The sequence below is a fragment of the Tomitella gaofuii genome, assembly GCF_014126825.1.
GTDB lineage: Bacteria > Actinomycetota > Actinomycetes > Mycobacteriales > Mycobacteriaceae > Tomitella > Tomitella gaofuii.
On record NZ_CP059900.1, the window covers coordinates 221301 to 239336 of the forward strand.

An 18036-nucleotide genomic window follows, 5' to 3' on the forward strand; every position below is an offset into this window, starting at 1 on the left:
GTGGAGTCACGGACCGGTCCCGGCGGCGCCGCGGACGGCGACACTCCGGACCCGGTCCGCTGGCGCATCCTCGCCGTGCTGTTGGTGGCGATCTTCATGTCGCTCGTCGGCGTGAGCATCGTCAATGTGGCCTTGCCGTCGATCCAGCACGGACTCGACGCCGCGCAGTCCGACGTGCAATGGGTGCTGTCCGGGTATGCGCTCACCTTCGGCATCGTGCTCGTCGCCGCGGGCCGGGCCGGCGACTTGATGGGCCGCGGCGGCATCTTCATCCTGGGCGTGGTCCTCTTCACCGCGTCGTCCGTGGCGGCCGGGCTCGCGCCCAACGCGGACGCGCTCAACGCCGCACGCTTCATGCAGGGCCTCGGGTCGGGGCTCCTGAACCCGCAGGGCGTGGGCATGATCCAGCAGTACTTCCGTGGTGCCGAGAGGGGACGCGCGTTCGGCTTCTTCGGCAGCACCGTCGGGGTGGCGGTGGGTATCGGCCCGATCATCGGCGGGCTCCTGATCAAACTGGGCGGCCCGGACATCGGCTGGCGGCTGACCTTCCTGGTGAACGTCCCGATCGGTCTCGCTTGCCTGTCGCTGGCGCTCTGGTGGTTCCCGCGGCCGCTGTTCCGCCGCATCCGGGATGCGGCGACAGGCCGGGCGGTCCGGGTCGGCGACGCGGTGCGTGCGCTCGATCCCGTCGGCTCGATGCTGCTGGGGCTCGCAGTGCTCGCGGTGCTGCTGCCGTTCGTCGAATCCGGCGTCACGGCGTTCATCTGGCTTTCCCTTCCGGCGGGCCTGCTGCTGGCGTACGCGTGGGTGCGGTGGGAACGCCGCTACGCACGCCTGGGCCGCAGCCCGATGGTGGACCTGAAGATCTTCTCCACCCGCAGCTTCACCAACGGCAGCGTCATCGTGGCCCTGTACTTCCTGGGGATGACGAGCATCTGGGTGCTCGTCGCCCTCTACATGCAGGACGGCGCCGGGCACTCCGCGCTGGCGGCCGGCGCGGTCGGCATCCCGGCCGCGCTCATCTCCGCGGTCGCCGCGCACTGGGCGGGCACGCGGGTGATGACCTACGGGCGCAAGGTCGTGATCGGCGGCCTGCTCAGCGCGCTCACCGGGCTGGCGCTCAGCATCGCCGTCGTCGTCCTGCACGAGGCCGGACACATCAGCGAGTGGTGGCTTCTGGGGTCGCTGATCTTCATCGGCATCGCGCAAGGGTCGGTGATCAGCCCCAACCAGACGCTCACGTTGGCGGACGTGCCGCTGTCGTATGCCGGCAGCTCCGGGGCGATCATGCAGACCGGGCAGCGTATCGGCACGTCCATCGGGATCGCGGTGATCACCGCGGCCGTGTTCGCGACGCTCGACGCCGCATCGTGGGCGGTGGCCGTGCCCGTGGGATTCGGACTGATCGCGGTCGTCGTGGTGCTCGCGCTGGGCGTGGGCGTGAAGGACCTGCGTGACCGGGCGCGAACGGGCACGGAGCTGCCGGTGCCCGTGAGGTCTTGACGCAGTGTCGCTATTGCTGCATCTCCATGTGCAGCACCTCCCAGAGGTGCCCGTCGGGATCGCGGAATGCGCCGGCGTACATCGGCCCGTCCTCCATGCGCCAGTCGGTGTGGGTGGCACCGGCGTCCGCGGCCTTGGCGCACAGCGCGTCCACCTCGGCGCGGTCGAGGGCTTGAAAGGCGAGGATCGACTCGGTACCCGAGTGCGGAGCGGTGTCGTGGAAGCCGTGGAAGAAGTCCTGGCGCAGCAGCATCACCGAGGCGAGGTCGTTGATGACCAGGCATGCGGCCTTGTCGTCGCTGAAGTTCTCGTTGAACGCGAATCCCAGTGCCGTCCAGAAATCACGGGCCTTCGTCACGTCTGCGACAGGGAGGTTGGGGAAAATCATGCGGGCCATTTCGTCGCTTCCTTCGTCTGATGCGCTGGGGCGCTGCGGGTGATTCCCTGTGAATCGACCACCGGCCGCCCGGGAACTCATCGGTCCGGGCGATGATTCGTGCTGCAGGCTCCGGTCACCATTGGCATCCGAGTGGCGCGAGGAGGCGGGTGTGCCGGACCCTGTCGAGCTGCTGGAGCGCGCCGTGTCGTACACGCGTGGCGCCTTGCAGTCGGCCGGGGACGACCTGTCGGCGCCGACTCCGTGCAGCCGGTGGAATCTGGGCGAGTTGCTGGAGCACATGTCCGATGCGCTCGACGCGTTCATCGAGGCGAGCGCGGGTGTGGTCGAAGTCCACCCGGCGATCGGGTGCGGGGGCGATCGGACGGTCTCGGTCGGGGCGCACGTCGAGGTGCTGCAACGCAAGGCGTGTGATCTGCTGAGCGCCTGGTCGGCTGCGAGGGCCGGGAGTGTCCGGCTCGCCGACACGCGGATGCGCCCGGGGCTCCTTCTGCAGGCGGGTGCGCTGGAGATCGCGGTCCACGGGCACGACGTGGCGGCGACCGGACCGCGGGGGCCTGTACTTCCGGGCCCGTTGGCGCGGGACCTGCTGCCGGTCGCGCGGATGCTCGTCACGCCGGGCGACCGCGGTGTGCGCTTCGGCCCGCCGGTCCCGCCCGCGACGCCGGCGCCGTCGGCCGTGCTGCTGGGATTCCTCGGCAGGGCGGAGTGACGGCGGAGGGGACCCGGCTGTGCGGCGCACGCCCGGCCGGTCGGCACAATGGTCGCCGTCGATCCGGCGGAGCGGGCCGTCGGGGAGGGAGATCGGAGAGGCATGGCGGATATCGGAGACGGCGCGGGGGCGATCGCGGCGGAGCGGGAGGATTCCGCGGAGGGACGCGCCCCGGGGCGGGCACGGCCCGCGCGCTGGGCGAAAGCAGTCACCGACGTGGGAGCGCCGTGGGTGCTCAACGCCGTCCTTCCCGTGTGGTTCGGCGTCGTGCTGGGGGCGCCGTGGTGGGGGGTGTTCGTCGCGGTGACGGCCGGCGTCCTCCCGATCTGCATGATCGTCGCGATGATGGTGCGCCGGCGCGTGGCCGACGTGCACGTCACCGACCGTTCCGAGCGCACCGCGGTCCTCGGGGGGATCATCGCGCTCGTGCTGGCCGGGGTGGTCATCGAGGCGCTCGCCTCGGCGCCGGCGTGGGCGCTGGTGGTCGGCACCGCGGGCCTGGCCACGATCCTGGCCGTCGGTGCGGTCACCGTCGCGGGCCGCTGGAAGGTGAGCGTGCATACGGCCGTGGCCGGCGGCTGGGTCGTGCTGGCCGCGGCCTTGGTGACGCCGTGGGCGCTGCTCGCCGCACCGTCGGTCGCCGTGATCGGCTGGTCGCGCGTCGCACTGGGCGATCACACGAAACTGCAGGTGATCGCGGGTGCCGTGCTCGGTGCGGTGATCTGCGGGGTCGCGTCGCTGTGGGCATGATCCGCGGGACGTAGGAATCCGAACACCCCTGTACAGCATTGAACAGGGGTGTTAAATTCACCGTGATGGTGGCGCAACGCGAGCGCGGTCGCGGCCGCGGCGAGGATGGTCCGGAAACGTTCATCCGGGGTGCCCGCCGTCGCCAATTGGTCGAGTGCGCCATCGAGGTGATCGCCGAGGTGGGCCTGGCCCGTGCCTCGACGGTGCGGATCGCCGAGCGCGCCGGGGTCAGCCGCGGCGTCCTCACCTACCATTTCCGCGACCGCGCCGAGCTGATCGACCAGGTGATCGCGCGGGTCTATGAACTCGGCGCGCGGGCGCTCGATCCCGGCCTGCGCGATACCGCGACGCCGCGAGAGTTCCTGCTGGCGTTCATCGGCGGCAGCGTCGAGTTCTACGCCGCCTATCCTCGCCACGTCGCCGCACTGCACGCCGTGTTCGCCGGGTACGAGGAGGGCGCCCCCGCCCGCGGGGAGGATCGGCGGCACACCCGCGAGCTCGATCAGTTGTGTGAACTGCTCTGGGAGGGCCAGACGCGCGGCGAGTTCCGCGACTTCAATGTGGACGTGATGGCCCGTACCGTCCGGCAGGCGCTCGACGGCGCGCTCGCGCATGTGGCCGCCGGTGGGCCGGTGCAGCCGTATGCCTCCGAGCTGCAGGCCTTGTTCGACGCGGCGACGCGGAGCGCCGCACCCCGGAGCGGAGAACCCCCATGAGTTCGACGACATCCCCGATCGAGTTCCTTACATGCCTTGTCCGCACGGTCGTGAGCGTGGTGGTGGCCGCGTCCGTCGCGGCGGCGACCGCCGTCACCGTGCACGCGCAGGCGCCGCCGGCCGCGCCGCTCACGGTCGAGCTGGATTCCGGCGCCGTCCGCGGAAGCGCCGACGGATCCACCCGCGAGTTCCTCGGCATCCCCTACGCCGCGCCGCCCGTCGGTGCGCTGCGATGGGCTCCGCCGCAGCCCGTCACACGGTGGGAGGGCGTCCGCGACGCCACGGTGGCCGGTCCCCGCTGTGCACAGGCCGCGTCGGGTGCGGCCTCGTCCCTTCGGCCCGGGCGGCCGACCGCGGAGGATTGCCTCCACCTCAACGTCACCACGCCGGCCGACATGCCGCCCGGCGCGCGGCTGCCCGTGATGGTGTGGTGGCACGGCGGCGGCTTCACCAGCGGTTCGGGCGGCGAGTACGACGCGACACGCCTGGCCGAGCAGGGGGACGTCATCGTCGTCACCGTCGACTACCGGCTCGGCGTCTTCGGATACTTCGGACTTCCCGGCCTCGCGGGCTCGGGGAACTTCGGTCTGGCGGACCAATTCGCGTCGCTCGAATGGGTCCGGCGCAATGCTGCGGCCTTCGGGGGCGATGCGGGCAACGTCACGGTGTTCGGCGAATCGGCCGGCGGAATGTCGGCCTGCGCGGCGCTGGCCAGCCCGCGCGCGGAGGGGCTGATCGACAAAGCGATCATCTCCTCCGGCTCGTGCATGCTGGACTGGCCTGCGGGCACGCAGTTTCCCCGGTCGCCGGCGCAGCGGCCGTACGTCCCGGTCGCCCAGGCGCGCGCCGACGGACTGGACCTGGCGGGGCGGTTGGGCTGCACCGAGGACGTGCTCGCGTGCATGCGCGCGCTGGGCGTGGACGCACTGACGCCGCACACGCAGGAGTTCGCCAACCACCTGGCCTATGGGACGGAATTGCTGCCCGCCGACCCGGCGGAGGCTCTGGAGACCGGCGCGGTTCCGGACATCCCCGTGATCAGCGGCGGCAATCGCGACGAGGCCCGGCCCTTCGTGGCCGGTGCGATCATGTTCGACCCCACCACCATCACGGCGCTGACCTACCCGGATCTGCTGGCGCGCGCCTTCGGTGAGGATGCCGGCGCGGTGGCCGCCGAGTATCCGATCAGCCGCTATGGCAACGCGGCGCTGGCCTGGGCCACGCTGGTCACCGACGCGACCTGGTCCTGCCCCACGCTGCGGGGCGACCGTGCGCTGGCGCGGCGCGGCCCCACCTACTCCTACGAGTTCGCGGATCCGCACGCGCCCAACGTCAACTTCACGTGGGTCCCGCAGTTCCCGATGGGCGCCGCGCACGCCAGCGACCTGCCGTACATCTTCGACCTGGGCGGGCAGAACATGCTGCTGCCGGGCGGCCAGCAGGCGTTGGCGGACTTGATGGTGGGGTACTGGACGGCGTTCGCGCACACCGGCGACCCCAATCATGCGGGCGCACCACGCTGGGCGCCGGCCGCACCGGAAACGACCACTGTGCAGCAGCTCGCGCCGGGGGCCGTGGGCCCCGTCGACGCGGGGGCGGCGCACCGGTGCGCGTTCTGGGACGGTCTGGAGTAGGCGATGCACAGGGTGGGGCGCGAAGCGATCCTGGCAGCGGGGGCGGCGTCCGCGGCCGTCGCACTATCGGCGGCGACGGCGGGTGTCGCGCAGGCCGAGCAGCCGCGCGACACGGACCCCGGTGCGGCGGCGGAAGCGATCGTCGACGCGATCGTGCCCGGTCAGCTTGCCGACGACCGCATTCCCGGGGCCGCCGTGGCGGTGGTCGCCGACGGGCGGATCGTGTTCTCACAGGGGTACGGCCTCGCCGACGTCGAAGAATCGCGTCCGGTCGACGCCCAGCACACCGGGTTCTTCCCGGCTTCGGTGGCGAAGACTTTCACGGCCATGGCGCTGAGCCGGCTGATCGGGCAGGGCGCGCTGGACCCGCACGCGGACGTCAACCGGTATCTGGACGATTTGCAGGTGCCGGACACGTTCCCCGGGCAGCCTGTGACCGCGGCGGACCTGCTCACGCACACGGGGGGTTTCGACAACGACGTGGTCGGTCGCGCCTCCGCCAGCGGCGCGGGGCTGCCGTCGCTGGGCCGGAGCGTGGCCGACGCTCCGCCGGCCAGGGTGCGCGCCCCCGGCAGCGTCGTCGCGTACGACAACTACGGCTTCGCGCTGGGAGGCCACTTGGTGGAGGAGGTCACCGGGCGCCCGTTCGCTGAGTACGTGCGCGAGACGGTGCTGGCGCCCGCCGGCATGCATTCCACGACGCTGGCCCAACCTCATCCGCCGGCCGTGGACGAGTCGCTGGCCACCGGCTACCGCCCCGCCGGGGACGGCTACGAGGAGGCACGCGGGCAGTTCGGAGCCTGGACCCCGACGGGCGCCGGCGTTGTCACCACGGCGGCCGACGTGGGGCGGTTCATGCTCGCCCAGCTCGGCCCGGATCCGGCGCTGGGACGAGGTGTCACGGAACGCGTTCAACGGCAGCACTATGCGCAGGACGACCGCGTGCCCGGGATGGCCTACGGGTTCGCGGAACGTGCATGGTCCGGGCACCGCGTGCTGGTGAAGGACGGGGATCTGCCGGGCTTCCACAGCAATCTCGCGCTGGTGCCCGACGCCGGCGTCGGGGTCTTCATCACTTACAACGGCGACGGCGAGGACGGGGCCGCGTTCTGGGACGCCAAGGAGCTCACGCGCGCAGTCGTCCGTGGCCTGGTGCCGCCCGCGCCGGACCATGCAGGCGCGGGCGGCGCCGGTGCCGCGTCCGGCGCGCAGGTCGACGACACGTCCCGCTACGCCGGGACCTACCGCCCGTCCACGGTGAGCAGCGATTCGGTGATGCGGTTCGCCGGCCTCACCTCCTCGGTGCAGGTGCGCGCTGACGGCGCCGGGCGGATCACCACCACCGGGCTGTCGATGGACCCGTCAGTGCAGGAACAGCATTGGGTGCAGCAGACCCCGGGCGTGTTCACCGAGGAGGGCGGCCCCGGTCGGATCGCCTTCGACGACGGGGTCCTCGCGGGCGGCGGACCCGAGGCCACTGCGTACGAGCGGCTGTCCTGGTACGAGGATCCCGGGTGGCATCTGATCGCGATCGGCACCGCGGCCATCGTGCTTCTGCTCGCGGCCGCCGGATACCCGGCGGTCGCAGGGTGGGAACGATGGCGCCGCGCGAGGTCTCCGGTACCCGCCCGGATCGCGCGCGGTGCCATCTGCGCACGCCTGTCCGCGTGGCTCACCGGTGTGCTGGGCACGGCCTTCGCCTGCCAGTTCGCCGTGCTCGTCGCCGACGGCAACCTGCTTTCCGAGCGCGTGCTGCTGGGCTCGCCGCTGTTGACGTCGCTGCCGTGGCTGGGGGCCGCCCTGGTCCTACCGGTGGCCGGGACGATCGTCACGGCCCCGGTGGCCTGGATCCGCGGCTGGTGGACGGTGCCCGGCCGCGCGGCGTTCACCGTCGTCACGGTCGCGGGGACCGTGTTCGTGGCGGGCGCCGCCAACTACGGCCTGGTCGCGCTGCCCGGATGATGGGGCCGCCGCGTCACGACTCCCGGTGCGCGCGGAGCACGGCGTCGTGGACGGTGCACTCGTCGCCGTCGGCCCCGTGCTCGGTCCGTGCCCTCGTGGCGCAGGTGTCCACGACCCATCCCGACGGCAACGACTGCGCGAGATCCTCGGCAGTCCAGCCGATGTCGGCGAGGTCGGGCCGGTGCACCCCGGAGTCCGCGTCGCTCGGGTGGTGGCCCACGATGAGCAGGGTGCCGCCAGGGGCGACGGCCGCGGCGAGGCGGGCGAACAGGCGCGATCGCCTCTCGGTAGGCAAGTGCAGGTAGGAGGCGGTCACGAGGTCGTAGCTGCCGGGCACCGGGTCGCGGGTCAGGTCCACACGACGCCAGTCGACCGACACTTCCCGTTGTGCGGCGGCGTCCGCGGCGCGCTCGAGCGCGACGGCGGACAGGTCCGCGGCGGTCACCTTCCAGCCCCGCCCGGCGAGCCACAACGCGTCGCCGCCCTCGCCGGCGCCCGCGTCGAATGCGCTGCCGGGCTTCAGGTCCGCGAGCTCGTCGACCACCACGGCGTTGGGCCTGCCGCTCCACATCCGGCCGTGCGCATGACCGTCGGCGCCGTCGTCCCGGGTGTGATGGTGATGTGCGCCGTCCCCTCCTCGGTAGCGGTCGTCCCAGGCACGTCGGCCGTAGCGGTGTTCGTAGAGAGCGTCGTCGGCGTCGGCGGCGGCGAGGTCCGCGTTGATCATGGCGCCCGCCTTCAGGCCCGCTGCGGCGGAGGCGATCACCTGGGCGGAGGGGTCGGTGATGTTGCCCGCCGCCCACACGCCGGGCGCGTCGGTCTTACCGGTCGGATCGGCGGCGACGACCGTCCCCATGAGGGTGTCTCCGGCCAGGAAATCCTGCGGCTGCAGCCCAAGTGGGCGGAGGATCCCCGCGCGGGCGTGCGTCACCGGGGCGACGACCAGCGCGTCGAGCGCGACGACGGAGCCGTCGGCCAGGCGGATGCCGGTGAGCCCCGACGGCCCCGATTCGACGGCGGAGACGGGCCCGTCGACGACGGGGATGCCGAGGGCGGCGAACTGCTCGGACTGAGCGTCGTCGAACGGCGGCGCGCCGTGCAGGACGACGGTGACGTGCTCGCTGAGCTGCCGGAACAGCAGGGCCTGGTGGGCTGCCATCGGCCCCGTCGCCAGGACGGCGATCCGCTGGTCGCGTACCTCCCAGCCGTGGCAGTACGGGCAGTGCAGAACGCCGGAGCCCCAGTGCTCCGCCAGCCCGGGGATGTCCGGCAGCGCGTCGCGTGATCCGGTGGCGGCGAGCAGCCTGCGGGCGCGGACGGTGGCGTGGGCGTCGCCGTCGTCGTAGGTGACGAGGAAGTTCCCGTCGTCGTTGCGTGCCAGGTCGGTGACCTGCGCGGTGAGGATCGTGCCGCCGTAGCCCTCGACGTCCGCGCGCCCCGCCGCGTACAGCGCGGCGGGGGGAGTGCCTTCGCGGGTGAGGTAGTTGTGCACGTGCCCGGCGGCGGTATTGCGCGGCTCGCCGGCGTCGAGCACGAGGACGCTGCGGCGGGAACGTGCCAGGGCGAGCGCGCCGCTGAGTCCCGCGGCGCCGCCGCCGAGCACCACCACGTCGTACGTCGCGTCGCGACGTGCAGGGGTTTCCTGAAGTGAATCCGTCATGTCGCAAGGATGCGCGCCGCGCGCGGGGTTGACAAACAACGTTGCTGAAACGGCAAAATGGGGGCATGGACGACAGCGAGATCGACGATGCCCTGGAGCGTGTGGGGCCGCGGCTGCGGGAGGTGCGGGAGCGGCGCGGGGCCACGCTGGCCGACGTGTCGGCGGCGAGCGGGGTCTCGGTGAGCACGCTGTCCCGACTGGAATCGGGCAGTCGCAAGCCCACCTTGGAGTTGCTGTTCCGGCTGGCGCGGGCGCACGACGTGCCCCTCGAGGAGCTCGTGCACGGGGCGGCCACCGAGGACCCACGGGTGCGGGCGCAGCCGGTGAGCGCGGACGGGCGCACTTACCTGCCGCTGACCCGGCGGCCCGGCGGCGTGCAAGCGTTCAAGATGATCATCGGCCCGGAGGAGACGTCCGGCGAGCAGCGCAGCCACGAGGGCTACGAGTGGATGTACGTACTGAGCGGCAGGCTGCGGCTGCTGCTGGGGGAGCTGGACCTGGTGCTGGGTGCGGGCGAGGCGGCCGAGTTCGACACGCACACCCCGCACTGGTTCGGCAGCGCCGATGGGCGGCCGGTGGAGCTGCTGGTGCTCTTCGGGCCGCAGGGCGAGCGGATGCACGTGCGGGCCCGGCCGCGGAGGGCCGAGGGCTCCGGGCGGCGCGGGGGCAGTGCTTGACCGTCCGCGACCCCGCCGGGCCCGTCCTCGGGGCGGGCGGATCGACCCCGACGCGCGTACGTTGGCGTTCAGCGGCATGACCGTGAGCGCCCGGGACGCGCGTCCGCGGCGCGGGACGACCGACCTGCACGACGAGGAGGTTCTGATGGGAGTCCGGGACAAGTTTGAGAACAAGGCCGAGGAGCTCAGGGGGCGCGCCAAGGAGGCGGCCGGCGCGGCGTCCGGTGACGACGACCTCAGGGACGAGGGGCAGGCCGACCAGGCATCCTCGTCGGTGAAGCAGGGCGTGGAGAAAGCCAAGGACAAGGCTAACGAGATCGCCGACAGGCTCACCGGCGGCAAGGACGAGTGAAACGGCACCGGCAGCGCGTCAGCCCAGGCCCCGCCAGTCACGCGGCACCCGCGATGTGAACCGCGGCGGGCGGCGCTCGGCGAAGGAGGCGCCGCCCTCGCGTGCGTCCGCCGTGCCCATCACCTGCATGTGCCCCTCGGTCTCCAGTTCCGCCACGCGCTCCGGGGAGTAGCCGCGGCGCAGCGTGTCCCACAGCAGCCGCTTGGTCAGCGCGGCGGACAGCGGAGAGACGTTCGCAGTGATGTCGGCGGCGATCTCCATGGCGGCGGGCACGACGTCCGCGGCGGGCAGCGACCGGCCGGCCAGGCCCATGCGCTGCGCTTCGGGCCCGTCGAAGGTGCGGCCCGTCATCAGCACCTCGGCGGCCACCGCGGACCCGGCGATCTGCGGGACAGTCCAGTGCGCCATGGCGTCCGGCATCATGCCCCGGCGTACCTGGGGGATCGCGTACCGGGCGTCGTCGGCGACGATGCGGATGTCCGCCTGCATCGCGATCGTCAGCCCGATACCGATCGCGTGGCCGTTGACGGCGGCGATCACGGGGGTGTTCAATTCGAACGCGGGCGGGGCGATCGGCGACGCGGTGAATCCGTCACGCGGAGCATCGAACGTCGACCCCGCTGCCGACATGTCGGCGCCCGCGCAGAACGCCGGCGGGGTCCCGGTGACGACGATTGCCCGCACGTCGTCGTCCGCGTCTGCGGCACGGTACGCCTCGCTCAGGTCCACCCCCATCTCTTTCGTGAAGGCGTTGCGGCGCTCCGGGCGGTGCAGCGTGATGACGGCGACGCCGTCGGCGGTCTCGCACAGCACGGTGCTCATGCGGCCACCGCCGCTGCGAGGTCGGCGATGTGCGCGTCCGCGACGTCGTAGCCGGGGAAGTAGCAGCACACCCTGCCCGCGTGGTCGCCGAACCTGGCGATGATCTGGTCTGCGCACTCCTCGGGCGTCCCCTGCACCGACAGCGCGGCCGCCATTTCGTCGGTGATGAGCGCGCTCATCGCGGCGGTCTCGCCCGCTTTGATCAACGCGTTCAACCGGGGTTGCGTCTCGCCCCAGCCGTGCACGTCCAGGACGCGGCGGTACGCCGGCGTTGAGCCGTAGAAGGCGAGCAGCGACCGCACTCCGCGGCGGGCACGCTCCAGCTCGTCCGCAGTGCGTCCCATCGCAACCACCACCTGCGGGTAGATGGCGAACTGCCCGGGGGAACGTCCGCCGCGTCGCAGCCCTTCCTCGACCGCGGGCAGGGTGTGCTCCCGGAAGTGGCGTGCGGTGTTAAACGGCATGACCAGCAGGCCGTCGGCCACCTCGGCGGCGGTACGGGTCATGAGTGGGCCGAGCGCCCCCATGCAGACCTCCGGGCGCCCGTACGGGTTGGGGCCCGGATCGAACATCCGGGGCATGAAGGTGTGTCGGGTGAACTCTCCGTGGAAGTCCGGCCGGCTGCCGTGCTCCCACGCGTCGAGGATCGCGCGCACGGCGGCGACGGTCTCGCGCATGCGGGCGGCAGGCCGGGACCACTGCGCCCCGTACCGCTTCTCGATGTGCGGGCGGGTCTGGGCGCCCAGCCCCAGCCGGAACCGTCCCCCGCTGAGCGTGTGCAGGTCGTAGGCCATGTGCGCCAGGTGCAGCGGGCTGCGGGGCAGCGCTATGGCCACGTTCGTCATCAGATCCGCACGGACGGACTGCGTGGCGAGCGCGAGGGGCAGGAACACGTCGTGCGCGCCCTCGAAGCTGAACAGCCCGTCCACCCCGCACGCCACCAGCTCACATGCGCGCCGGGCGGAATCCTCCAGCGGCGCATCGAGTTGCACGTCCAGCTTCACGGCGGCTCCTGTCCGTCTACCTCACATGTCCACCCACTACTTCATAGCATCATCGGCCACGTGCGCACGGAAACTGCGCGGGACCACGAAGGTGAGGATGAGGGCCGTCGCGACGGCGGCGGCGAGGAGCCCGACGAAGGTGGCGTGGGTGGCGGCGTTCATCGCGATGGCCGGCGGGGCGCCCGCGTGGTCGCGGAGCACCGCGTTGGTGACGGCGCCGAACACCGCGGCACCCAGGCTCTGGCCCAGGTACCGCGCGAACATCGCCCCGCCGGTGATGGTGCCGCGTTCCGACCAGCCGACGGTGCTCTGCAGGCCCACCAGTAGCGGCGAGACGATCAGCCCCATTCCGGCGCCCATGAGCGCGCTGCCGAGCACCGCCTGCCACACCGGCGACGACACCGACAGCGTGCTGAACACGATCCCGGAGGCGACGGCGAACCCGGTGCCGATGAGCGCGGTGTTGCGGAATCCGATGCGCATGTAGAGGCGGGCGGACAGCCCCGAGGCGGTGGGCCAGGTGATGCTCATCGTCGCCAGCACGAACCCGGCGGCCACCGCGCCGAGTCCGAGCACCTGCTGGGCCCAGTTGGGCAGGTAGATCGACAGGCCGATCACCATCATCCCGGCGGTGAACGTGGCCGCGTAGGAGCCGGCGGGCAGGCGGCGCGCCCACAGGTGCAGCGGCAGGATCGGCTCGGCGGCCCGGCGCTCCACGAACACCACGGCGACCGCGGTGACCAGCGCAAGTGCGAAGACGGCGATGCTCGCTGCCGAGCCCCACGCCCACGCCGTGCCGCCCTGCAGCAGGCCGAGGATGAGCAGCGACGCGGAGACGAGCACCAGCCCGGCCCCGGCGAAGTCGATGCGGTGCCGGCGGCGCTCGACGTCTTCGTGCAGCAGTCGCGCGAGCAGCCCCAGCGCAAGCAGGCCGATGGGCAGGTTGACCAGGAAGATCCAGCGCCACGAGACGAACTCGGCGAACGCGCCGCCGATCGCCGGGGCCGTCACCGCGGAGACGCCCCACACGCTCGAGAGGTAGCCCTGGATGCGGCCGCGCTCCTCGACGCTGTAGAGGTCGCCGGCCACGGTGTTCACGGTGGCCCCGATGGATCCGGCCCCGAAGCCCTGCAACGCCCGGAAGATGATGAGCGCGAGCATGTTCCACGACAGCGCCGAGAGCAGCGAGCCGAGCAGGAACAGGCTGATCCCGAACAGCAGCACCGGCTTGCGGCCGTAGAGGTCGGCGAGCTTGCCGTAGACCGGGATCGTCACGGTCTGGGCGAGCATGTAGACGGAGAACACCCAGCCGATCAGCGAGAACCCGCCGAGATCGGCGACCACCTGCGGCACCGCGGTGGCGACGATCGTCGTGTCCATCGCGACGAGGGCCATCGACAGGACGAGGGCCAGCAGCACCGGCGTCCGCCTGTCGTTCCGCACACCCGCCATGGGTCAACCTTGGCACGTCGTCATGCCCCAGTGACTGGCACCACAGATTGATCAATGGTCAATTTGCGTCTACCGTGGCGGCATGACCTCGACACAGGGCGGGCCGCCGCGAGGCGGGTCCGTATACGGCGATGCGGTCGCGCGGCGTCGTGCCGTGCTGGATGCGGCCGTGGAGATCCTCGACGAGGGCGGATATCCGGCGCTCACCAACAGGGACGTCGCCAAGCGCGCCGGCATGAGCCCCGGGCTGATCTACCAGTACTTCGTCGACAAGCAGGACATCTTCATCACGCTGCTGCAGGAGGCGGAGACCGAGCTGGCGGAGTTCATCGAGGCGCTGCCCCGTGACAGGGGAGTCGCCGGTCTGCTCGCGGCGATCGTGCCGGAGGCGACGCGGCAGTGGAAGCGCGTCGGGTACCTCGCGTCCACGTGGCAGACGGTCGACGGGAGCGGGATGGAACGCGAGTCGGTGCGCGAGCTGCGCGCGTGCTCCGACCGCCAGTTCGCCGCGCTGCACCGTGCGCTCGCCGAGTCCGCGGACGCCGAAGGCCGCGCGCTGCGCGACGATCCCGCGATGGTGCTGTACGTGTGGGCGGGTCTCACGGGCATCGCGGACACCCTCACCAACAAGTGGCTGCGGGGCGGAGCGCGCGAGGAACTGGTCGCCTACTCCACCGCCGCGCTCGCCCGCTCCATCCTCGAATGACCGGAGACCCCCTCATGACCGACCTGGACCACCGCCCGCCGCGCGTCGCGGACGCCGCCGCGGCAGCAGAGTTCGCCGAGGCGGCGGGCGGCCTGCTGCTGCGGCTGCGCGCCGACGCGGGCACCGCGTTGGACGACGCGGAGCGCGCGGCCCTGCGGGACCGCGGCGACGCGCGCAGCCACGACGAGCTCATCCGCCTCATCGGTGCACGCTTCCCGGGCGACGCGGTGTTGTCGGAGGAAGGTGCCGACGACCGCGCCCGCCTGCACGCCGAGCGCGTGTGGATCGTCGACCCGCTCGACGGCACCCGCGAGTACGGCGAGCCGCCGCGGACCGACTGGGCGGTGCACGTCGCGCTCGTCGAGCACGGCGAGTTGGTGGCCGGCGCGGTGGCGCTGCCCGGGCTGGGCGTGACCTGTTCGAGCGCCGAGCACCCGGACCCGCTCGCGGTCCCGCCGCCGTCGTCGCCGCGGATCCTGGTGAGCCGCACGCGGCGTCCCGCGCCGATCCTGCGTCTCGCCGAGCCGCTCGGCGGAACCCTCGTGGAGATGGGGTCCGCCGGGGCGAAGGCGATGGCGGTGGTCCGCGGTGATGCGGAGGTGTATGCGCACGTCGGTGGTCAGTACGAGTGGGACTCCGCCGCCCCGGTGGCCGTCGCGCAGGCGGCCGGGCTGCACGTCTCGCGCATCGACGGCTCGCCCCTGCACTACAACCGCCCCGACCCGCAGCTTCCGGACCTGCTGATCTGCCGGCCGGAACTCGCGGCACGGACCCTGGAGGTGCTCGCCCGATGAACAACCCGACAACCGCCGCGCGGGGGCCCGCGAAAACCCTCACGCACCTGGAGCGCCTCGAGGCCGAGAGCATCCACATCATGCGCGAGACCGTCGCCGGCAGCGAGAACCCGGTGATGCTCTACTCGATCGGCAAGGACTCGTCGGTCATGCTCCACTTGGCGCGCAAGGCCTTCCACCCGTCGCGCCTGCCCTTTCCGCTGCTGCACGTGGACACCACCTGGAAGTTCCGTCAGATGTACGAGTTCCGCGACCGGATCGCCGCATCGGAGGACCTGGATCTGCTCGTCCACCGGAACCCCGAGTGCGTCTCGCGCGGGATCAACCCGTTCGATCACGGATCCGCGGTGCACACCACGATGTGGAAGACGGAGGGGCTCAAACAGGCGCTGGACAAGTACGGGTTCGACGCCGCGTTCGGCGGGGCGCGCCGTGACGAGGAGAAGTCGCGTGCCAAGGAGCGCATCTTCTCCGTCCGGTCGCCCGAGCACCGCTGGGACCCCAAGCGTCAGCGTCCCGAGCTGTGGCGGCTCTACAACTTGAACAAGGCCCGCGGCGAATCGCTGCGCGTGTTCCCGCTGTCGAACTGGACCGAGCTCGACATCTGGCAGTACATCCTGCGCGAGAGTATCCCCATCGTGCCGCTGTACTACGCGGCGCGGCGGCCGGTGGTCGAGCGCGACGGCACCCTGATCATGGTCGACGACGACCGCATGCCGCTGCGCCCGGACGAGACCCCGCAGATGCGCAGCGTCCGCTTCCGCACTCTCGGCTGCTACCCGCTCACCGGCGCGGTCGAGTCCGAGGCGGACACGCTGACCGGCATCATCCAGGAAATGCTGCTCACCACCACCTCCGAGCGGCAGGGGCGCGTGATCGACAAGGACGGCGCCGCGTCGATGGAACGCAAGAAGCAGGAGGGCTACTTCTGATGGCACAGGTATCCGAACCGGTCGCCCCGGCCCGCGCCGTGGACTCCGACCTCATCGCCGCCGACATCGACGCATACCTGGCGATGCACGCGAACAAGTCGATGCTGCGCTTCATCACCTGCGGCAGTGTGGACGACGGCAAGTCGACGATGATCGGCCGGCTGCTCTACGAGTCCCAGCTGGTGTTCGAAGACCAGCTCAGCGCCCTCGAAACGGATTCGCGCAAGTCCGGGACGCAGGGCGGCAACCTCGATTTCGCGCTGCTCGTCGACGGCCTCGCCGCCGAGCGCGAGCAGGGCATCACCATCGACGTCGCCTACCGCTTCTTCACCACCACCAAACGCAAGTTCATCGTCGCCGACACGCCCGGTCACGAGCAGTACACGCGCAACATGGTCACCGGGGCGTCCACCGCGGACCTCGCGGTGCTGCTCGTCGACGCGCGCAAGGGGGTGCTGCAGCAGACCCGCCGGCACGCGTACCTGGTGTCGCTGCTGGGCATCCGCCACGTGGTCCTCGCCGTGAACAAGCTCGACCTGGTGGACTACTCGCAGGACGTGTTCGACGCGATCGACGGCGACTTCCGCGAGTTCGCCGGGCGCATCGGCGCGGCGAATGTCGTCACGATCCCGATGTCGGCGCTCATGGGGGACAACCTCACGGGTCCGAGCCCCCGCACGCCCTGGTACACCGGCCCGTCGCTGATCGAGCACCTCGAGGCGGTACAGATCGAAGACGACCACCAGGCGCGACCGATGCGGATGCCGGTGCAGTGGGTCAACCGCCCGGACCACACGTTCCGCGGGTTCTCCGGGCAGCTCGTCTCCGGCACGGCGGCCCCCGGCGACGCGGTGCGGGTAATGCCGTCGGGGCAGACGAGCACGATCGGCCGGATCGTCACCATGGACGGCGACCTGGACCAGGCCGTCGCCGGGCAGTCGGTCACGCTCACCCTGGCGGACGAGATCGACGTGAGCCGCGGCGACGTGATCGCTGCCGCGGACGATGCGCCGGCGTTATCCGACCAGTTCGCCGCCCACGTGGTGTGGCTGGCCGAGCAGGAGATGATCCCCGAACGCCCCTATCTGTGCCGGATCGGCACCAGCGAGGTGCAGGCGCGGATCACGCGCCCCAAGTACACGATCAACGTCAACACCCTCGAGCACACGGCGACGACGACCCTCGACGTCAACGAGATCGGGGTGTGCAACGTGAGCTTCGACCGCCCGGTGCCGTTCGACGCCTACGCCGACGGCGGCGAGACCGGCGCGTTCCTCCTCATCGACCGCATGTCGGGGAACACGATGGGCGCCGGGATGATCGACTATGCGCTCCGGCGGGCCGACAACATCCACTGGCAGCAGGTGGACGTGGACGCGCAGGCGCGGGCGCGTCTCAAGGGGCACAAGCCGGCGGTCGTGTGGCTCACCGGCTTGTCCGGCGCGGGCAAGTCGACCATCGCCAACCTCGTCGAACGCGACCTGCACGCGCGGGGTGGACACACCTATCTGCTCGACGGCGACAACGTGCGCCACGGCCTGGGCCGCGACCTGGGATTCACCGAGGCCGACCGGGTGGAGAACATCCGGCGCGTCGCCGAGGTGGCCACGCTCATGGCGGACGCGGGTCTCATCGTGCTGGTCTCGCTCATCTCGCCGTTCCGGGCGGACAGGGAGGCGGCGCGCGAGACCATCGGTGCGGACCGGTTCTACGAGGTGTTCGTCGACACTCCGCTGGAGGTGGCCGAGGCCCGGGATCCCAAGGGGCTCTATAGCAAAGCCCGCCGGGGCGAGCTCGTGAACTTCACCGGCATCGACTCGCCGTACGAGGAGCCGATGGCGCCGGAGGTGCACCTGCACACCGGGGACGGCGCACCGGAGGACGCCGCGGCCGCGGTCGTGTCCGCGCTGCGCGGCGACGGCATCGTCGGATAGCCCCGATCGTTCACAGCCGCCGGATCGGT

At 71.7% G+C, this 18036-nt stretch carries 17 protein-coding genes and 1 pseudogene; 12 read left to right on the forward strand and 6 right to left on the reverse strand.

What is annotated here, in order from left to right; genetic code table 11:
• A complete protein-coding gene (locus H4F70_RS01100) occupies positions 1-1503 on the forward strand; it encodes an MFS transporter (RefSeq protein ID WP_235681273.1) in 1503 nt (500 codons plus the stop codon).
• A gap of 10 nt (positions 1504-1513) precedes the next feature.
• On the opposite strand, the gene H4F70_RS01105 is transcribed toward H4F70_RS01100, so the two are convergent.
• Complete coding sequence (locus H4F70_RS01105; protein WP_182358693.1) at positions 1514-1900, reverse strand: VOC family protein; 387 nt, start codon at positions 1898-1900, stop codon at positions 1514-1516.
• A 151-nt stretch (positions 1901-2051) separates the two neighbouring features.
• On the opposite strand from H4F70_RS01105, the gene H4F70_RS01110 reads away from it, so the two are divergent.
• The 5 genes from H4F70_RS01110 to H4F70_RS01130 all read left to right on the forward strand — a co-directional run bounded on the left by H4F70_RS01110 (position 2052) and on the right by H4F70_RS01130 (position 7674).
• Positions 2052-2612, forward strand: a complete 561-nt coding sequence (locus tag H4F70_RS01110; protein WP_182358694.1) for a maleylpyruvate isomerase family mycothiol-dependent enzyme — start codon at positions 2052-2054, stop codon at positions 2610-2612.
• 102 nt (positions 2613-2714) lie between these two features.
• Complete coding sequence (locus tag H4F70_RS01115) at positions 2715-3362, forward strand: phosphatase PAP2 family protein (protein WP_182358695.1); 648 nt, start codon at positions 2715-2717, stop codon at positions 3360-3362.
• A gap of 65 nt (positions 3363-3427) precedes the next feature.
• A complete protein-coding gene (locus H4F70_RS01120) occupies positions 3428-4078 on the forward strand; it encodes a TetR/AcrR family transcriptional regulator (RefSeq protein WP_182358696.1) in 651 nt (216 codons plus the stop codon).
• Positions 4075-5712 (forward strand): carboxylesterase/lipase family protein, encoded by a 1638-nt coding sequence (locus H4F70_RS01125; protein WP_182358697.1) that lies wholly within the window; start codon positions 4075-4077, stop codon positions 5710-5712. The genes H4F70_RS01120 and H4F70_RS01125 overlap by 4 nt, the downstream gene beginning before the upstream one ends.
• A gap of 3 nt (positions 5713-5715) precedes the next feature.
• Complete coding sequence (locus tag H4F70_RS01130; RefSeq protein ID WP_182358698.1) at positions 5716-7674, forward strand: serine hydrolase domain-containing protein; 1959 nt, start codon at positions 5716-5718, stop codon at positions 7672-7674.
• Positions 7675-7687: 13 nt separating this feature from the next.
• On the opposite strand, the gene H4F70_RS21250 is transcribed toward H4F70_RS01130, so the two are convergent.
• Both H4F70_RS21250 and H4F70_RS21255 read right to left on the reverse strand, forming a co-directional pair.
• Entirely contained in the window at positions 7688-8245 is a 558-nt protein-coding gene (locus tag H4F70_RS21250) for a class I SAM-dependent methyltransferase (RefSeq protein WP_443735773.1), read from the reverse strand.
• A 126-nt stretch (positions 8246-8371) separates the two neighbouring features.
• Positions 8372-9334 (reverse strand): annotated as a pseudogene (locus H4F70_RS21255) (NAD(P)/FAD-dependent oxidoreductase); the annotation flags it as partial.
• Positions 9335-9399: 65 nt separating this feature from the next.
• Here H4F70_RS21255 and H4F70_RS01140 point away from each other — a divergent pair.
• Both H4F70_RS01140 and H4F70_RS01145 read left to right on the forward strand, forming a co-directional pair.
• Entirely contained in the window at positions 9400-10011 is a 612-nt protein-coding gene (locus H4F70_RS01140; protein WP_182358700.1) for a helix-turn-helix domain-containing protein, read from the forward strand.
• 145 nt (positions 10012-10156) lie between these two features.
• The gene (locus H4F70_RS01145) at positions 10157-10363 is read left to right on the forward strand and encodes a CsbD family protein (RefSeq protein ID WP_182360078.1); all 207 of its coding nucleotides are present in this window, start codon (positions 10157-10159) and stop codon (positions 10361-10363) included.
• Between the two features lie 18 nt (positions 10364-10381).
• Here the strand turns inward: H4F70_RS01145 and H4F70_RS01150 are convergent, their stop codons facing one another.
• The 3 genes from H4F70_RS01150 to H4F70_RS01160 are packed head-to-tail and all read right to left on the reverse strand — an operon-like array spanning position 10382 to position 13641.
• Entirely contained in the window at positions 10382-11185 is an 804-nt protein-coding gene (locus H4F70_RS01150) for an enoyl-CoA hydratase/isomerase family protein (RefSeq protein ID WP_182358701.1), read from the reverse strand.
• On the reverse strand, positions 11182-12189 hold the full coding sequence (locus tag H4F70_RS01155) for a TIGR03617 family F420-dependent LLM class oxidoreductase (RefSeq protein WP_182358702.1): 1008 nt from the start codon (positions 12187-12189) through the stop codon (positions 11182-11184). Before H4F70_RS01155 ends, H4F70_RS01150 begins: the two co-directional genes overlap by 4 nt.
• Positions 12190-12225: 36 nt before the next feature.
• Positions 12226-13641: an MFS transporter gene (locus H4F70_RS01160; RefSeq protein ID WP_182358703.1), complete on the reverse strand. Its 1416-nt coding sequence runs from the start codon at positions 13639-13641 to the stop codon at positions 12226-12228.
• Between the two features lie 82 nt (positions 13642-13723).
• Between H4F70_RS01160 and H4F70_RS01165 the strand changes: the two genes are divergently transcribed.
• Genes H4F70_RS01165 through cysN form a run of 4 tightly spaced genes read left to right on the forward strand, consistent with a single transcriptional unit; the run spans position 13724 to position 18007 of the window.
• The gene (locus tag H4F70_RS01165) at positions 13724-14347 is read left to right on the forward strand and encodes a TetR/AcrR family transcriptional regulator (RefSeq protein WP_182358704.1); all 624 of its coding nucleotides are present in this window, start codon (positions 13724-13726) and stop codon (positions 14345-14347) included.
• On the forward strand, positions 14344-15141 hold the full coding sequence (locus H4F70_RS01170; protein ID WP_276521080.1) for a 3'(2'),5'-bisphosphate nucleotidase CysQ: 798 nt from the start codon (positions 14344-14346) through the stop codon (positions 15139-15141). The genes H4F70_RS01165 and H4F70_RS01170 overlap by 4 nt, the downstream gene beginning before the upstream one ends.
• Positions 15138-16073 (forward strand): sulfate adenylyltransferase subunit CysD, encoded by a 936-nt coding sequence (gene cysD, locus H4F70_RS01175; RefSeq protein WP_182358705.1) that lies wholly within the window; start codon positions 15138-15140, stop codon positions 16071-16073. The genes H4F70_RS01170 and cysD overlap by 4 nt, the downstream gene beginning before the upstream one ends.
• The gene (gene cysN, locus H4F70_RS01180) at positions 16073-18007 is read left to right on the forward strand and encodes a sulfate adenylyltransferase subunit CysN (protein WP_182358706.1); all 1935 of its coding nucleotides are present in this window, start codon (positions 16073-16075) and stop codon (positions 18005-18007) included. Before cysD ends, cysN begins: the two co-directional genes overlap by 1 nt.
• Positions 18008-18036 lie beyond the last annotated feature (29 nt).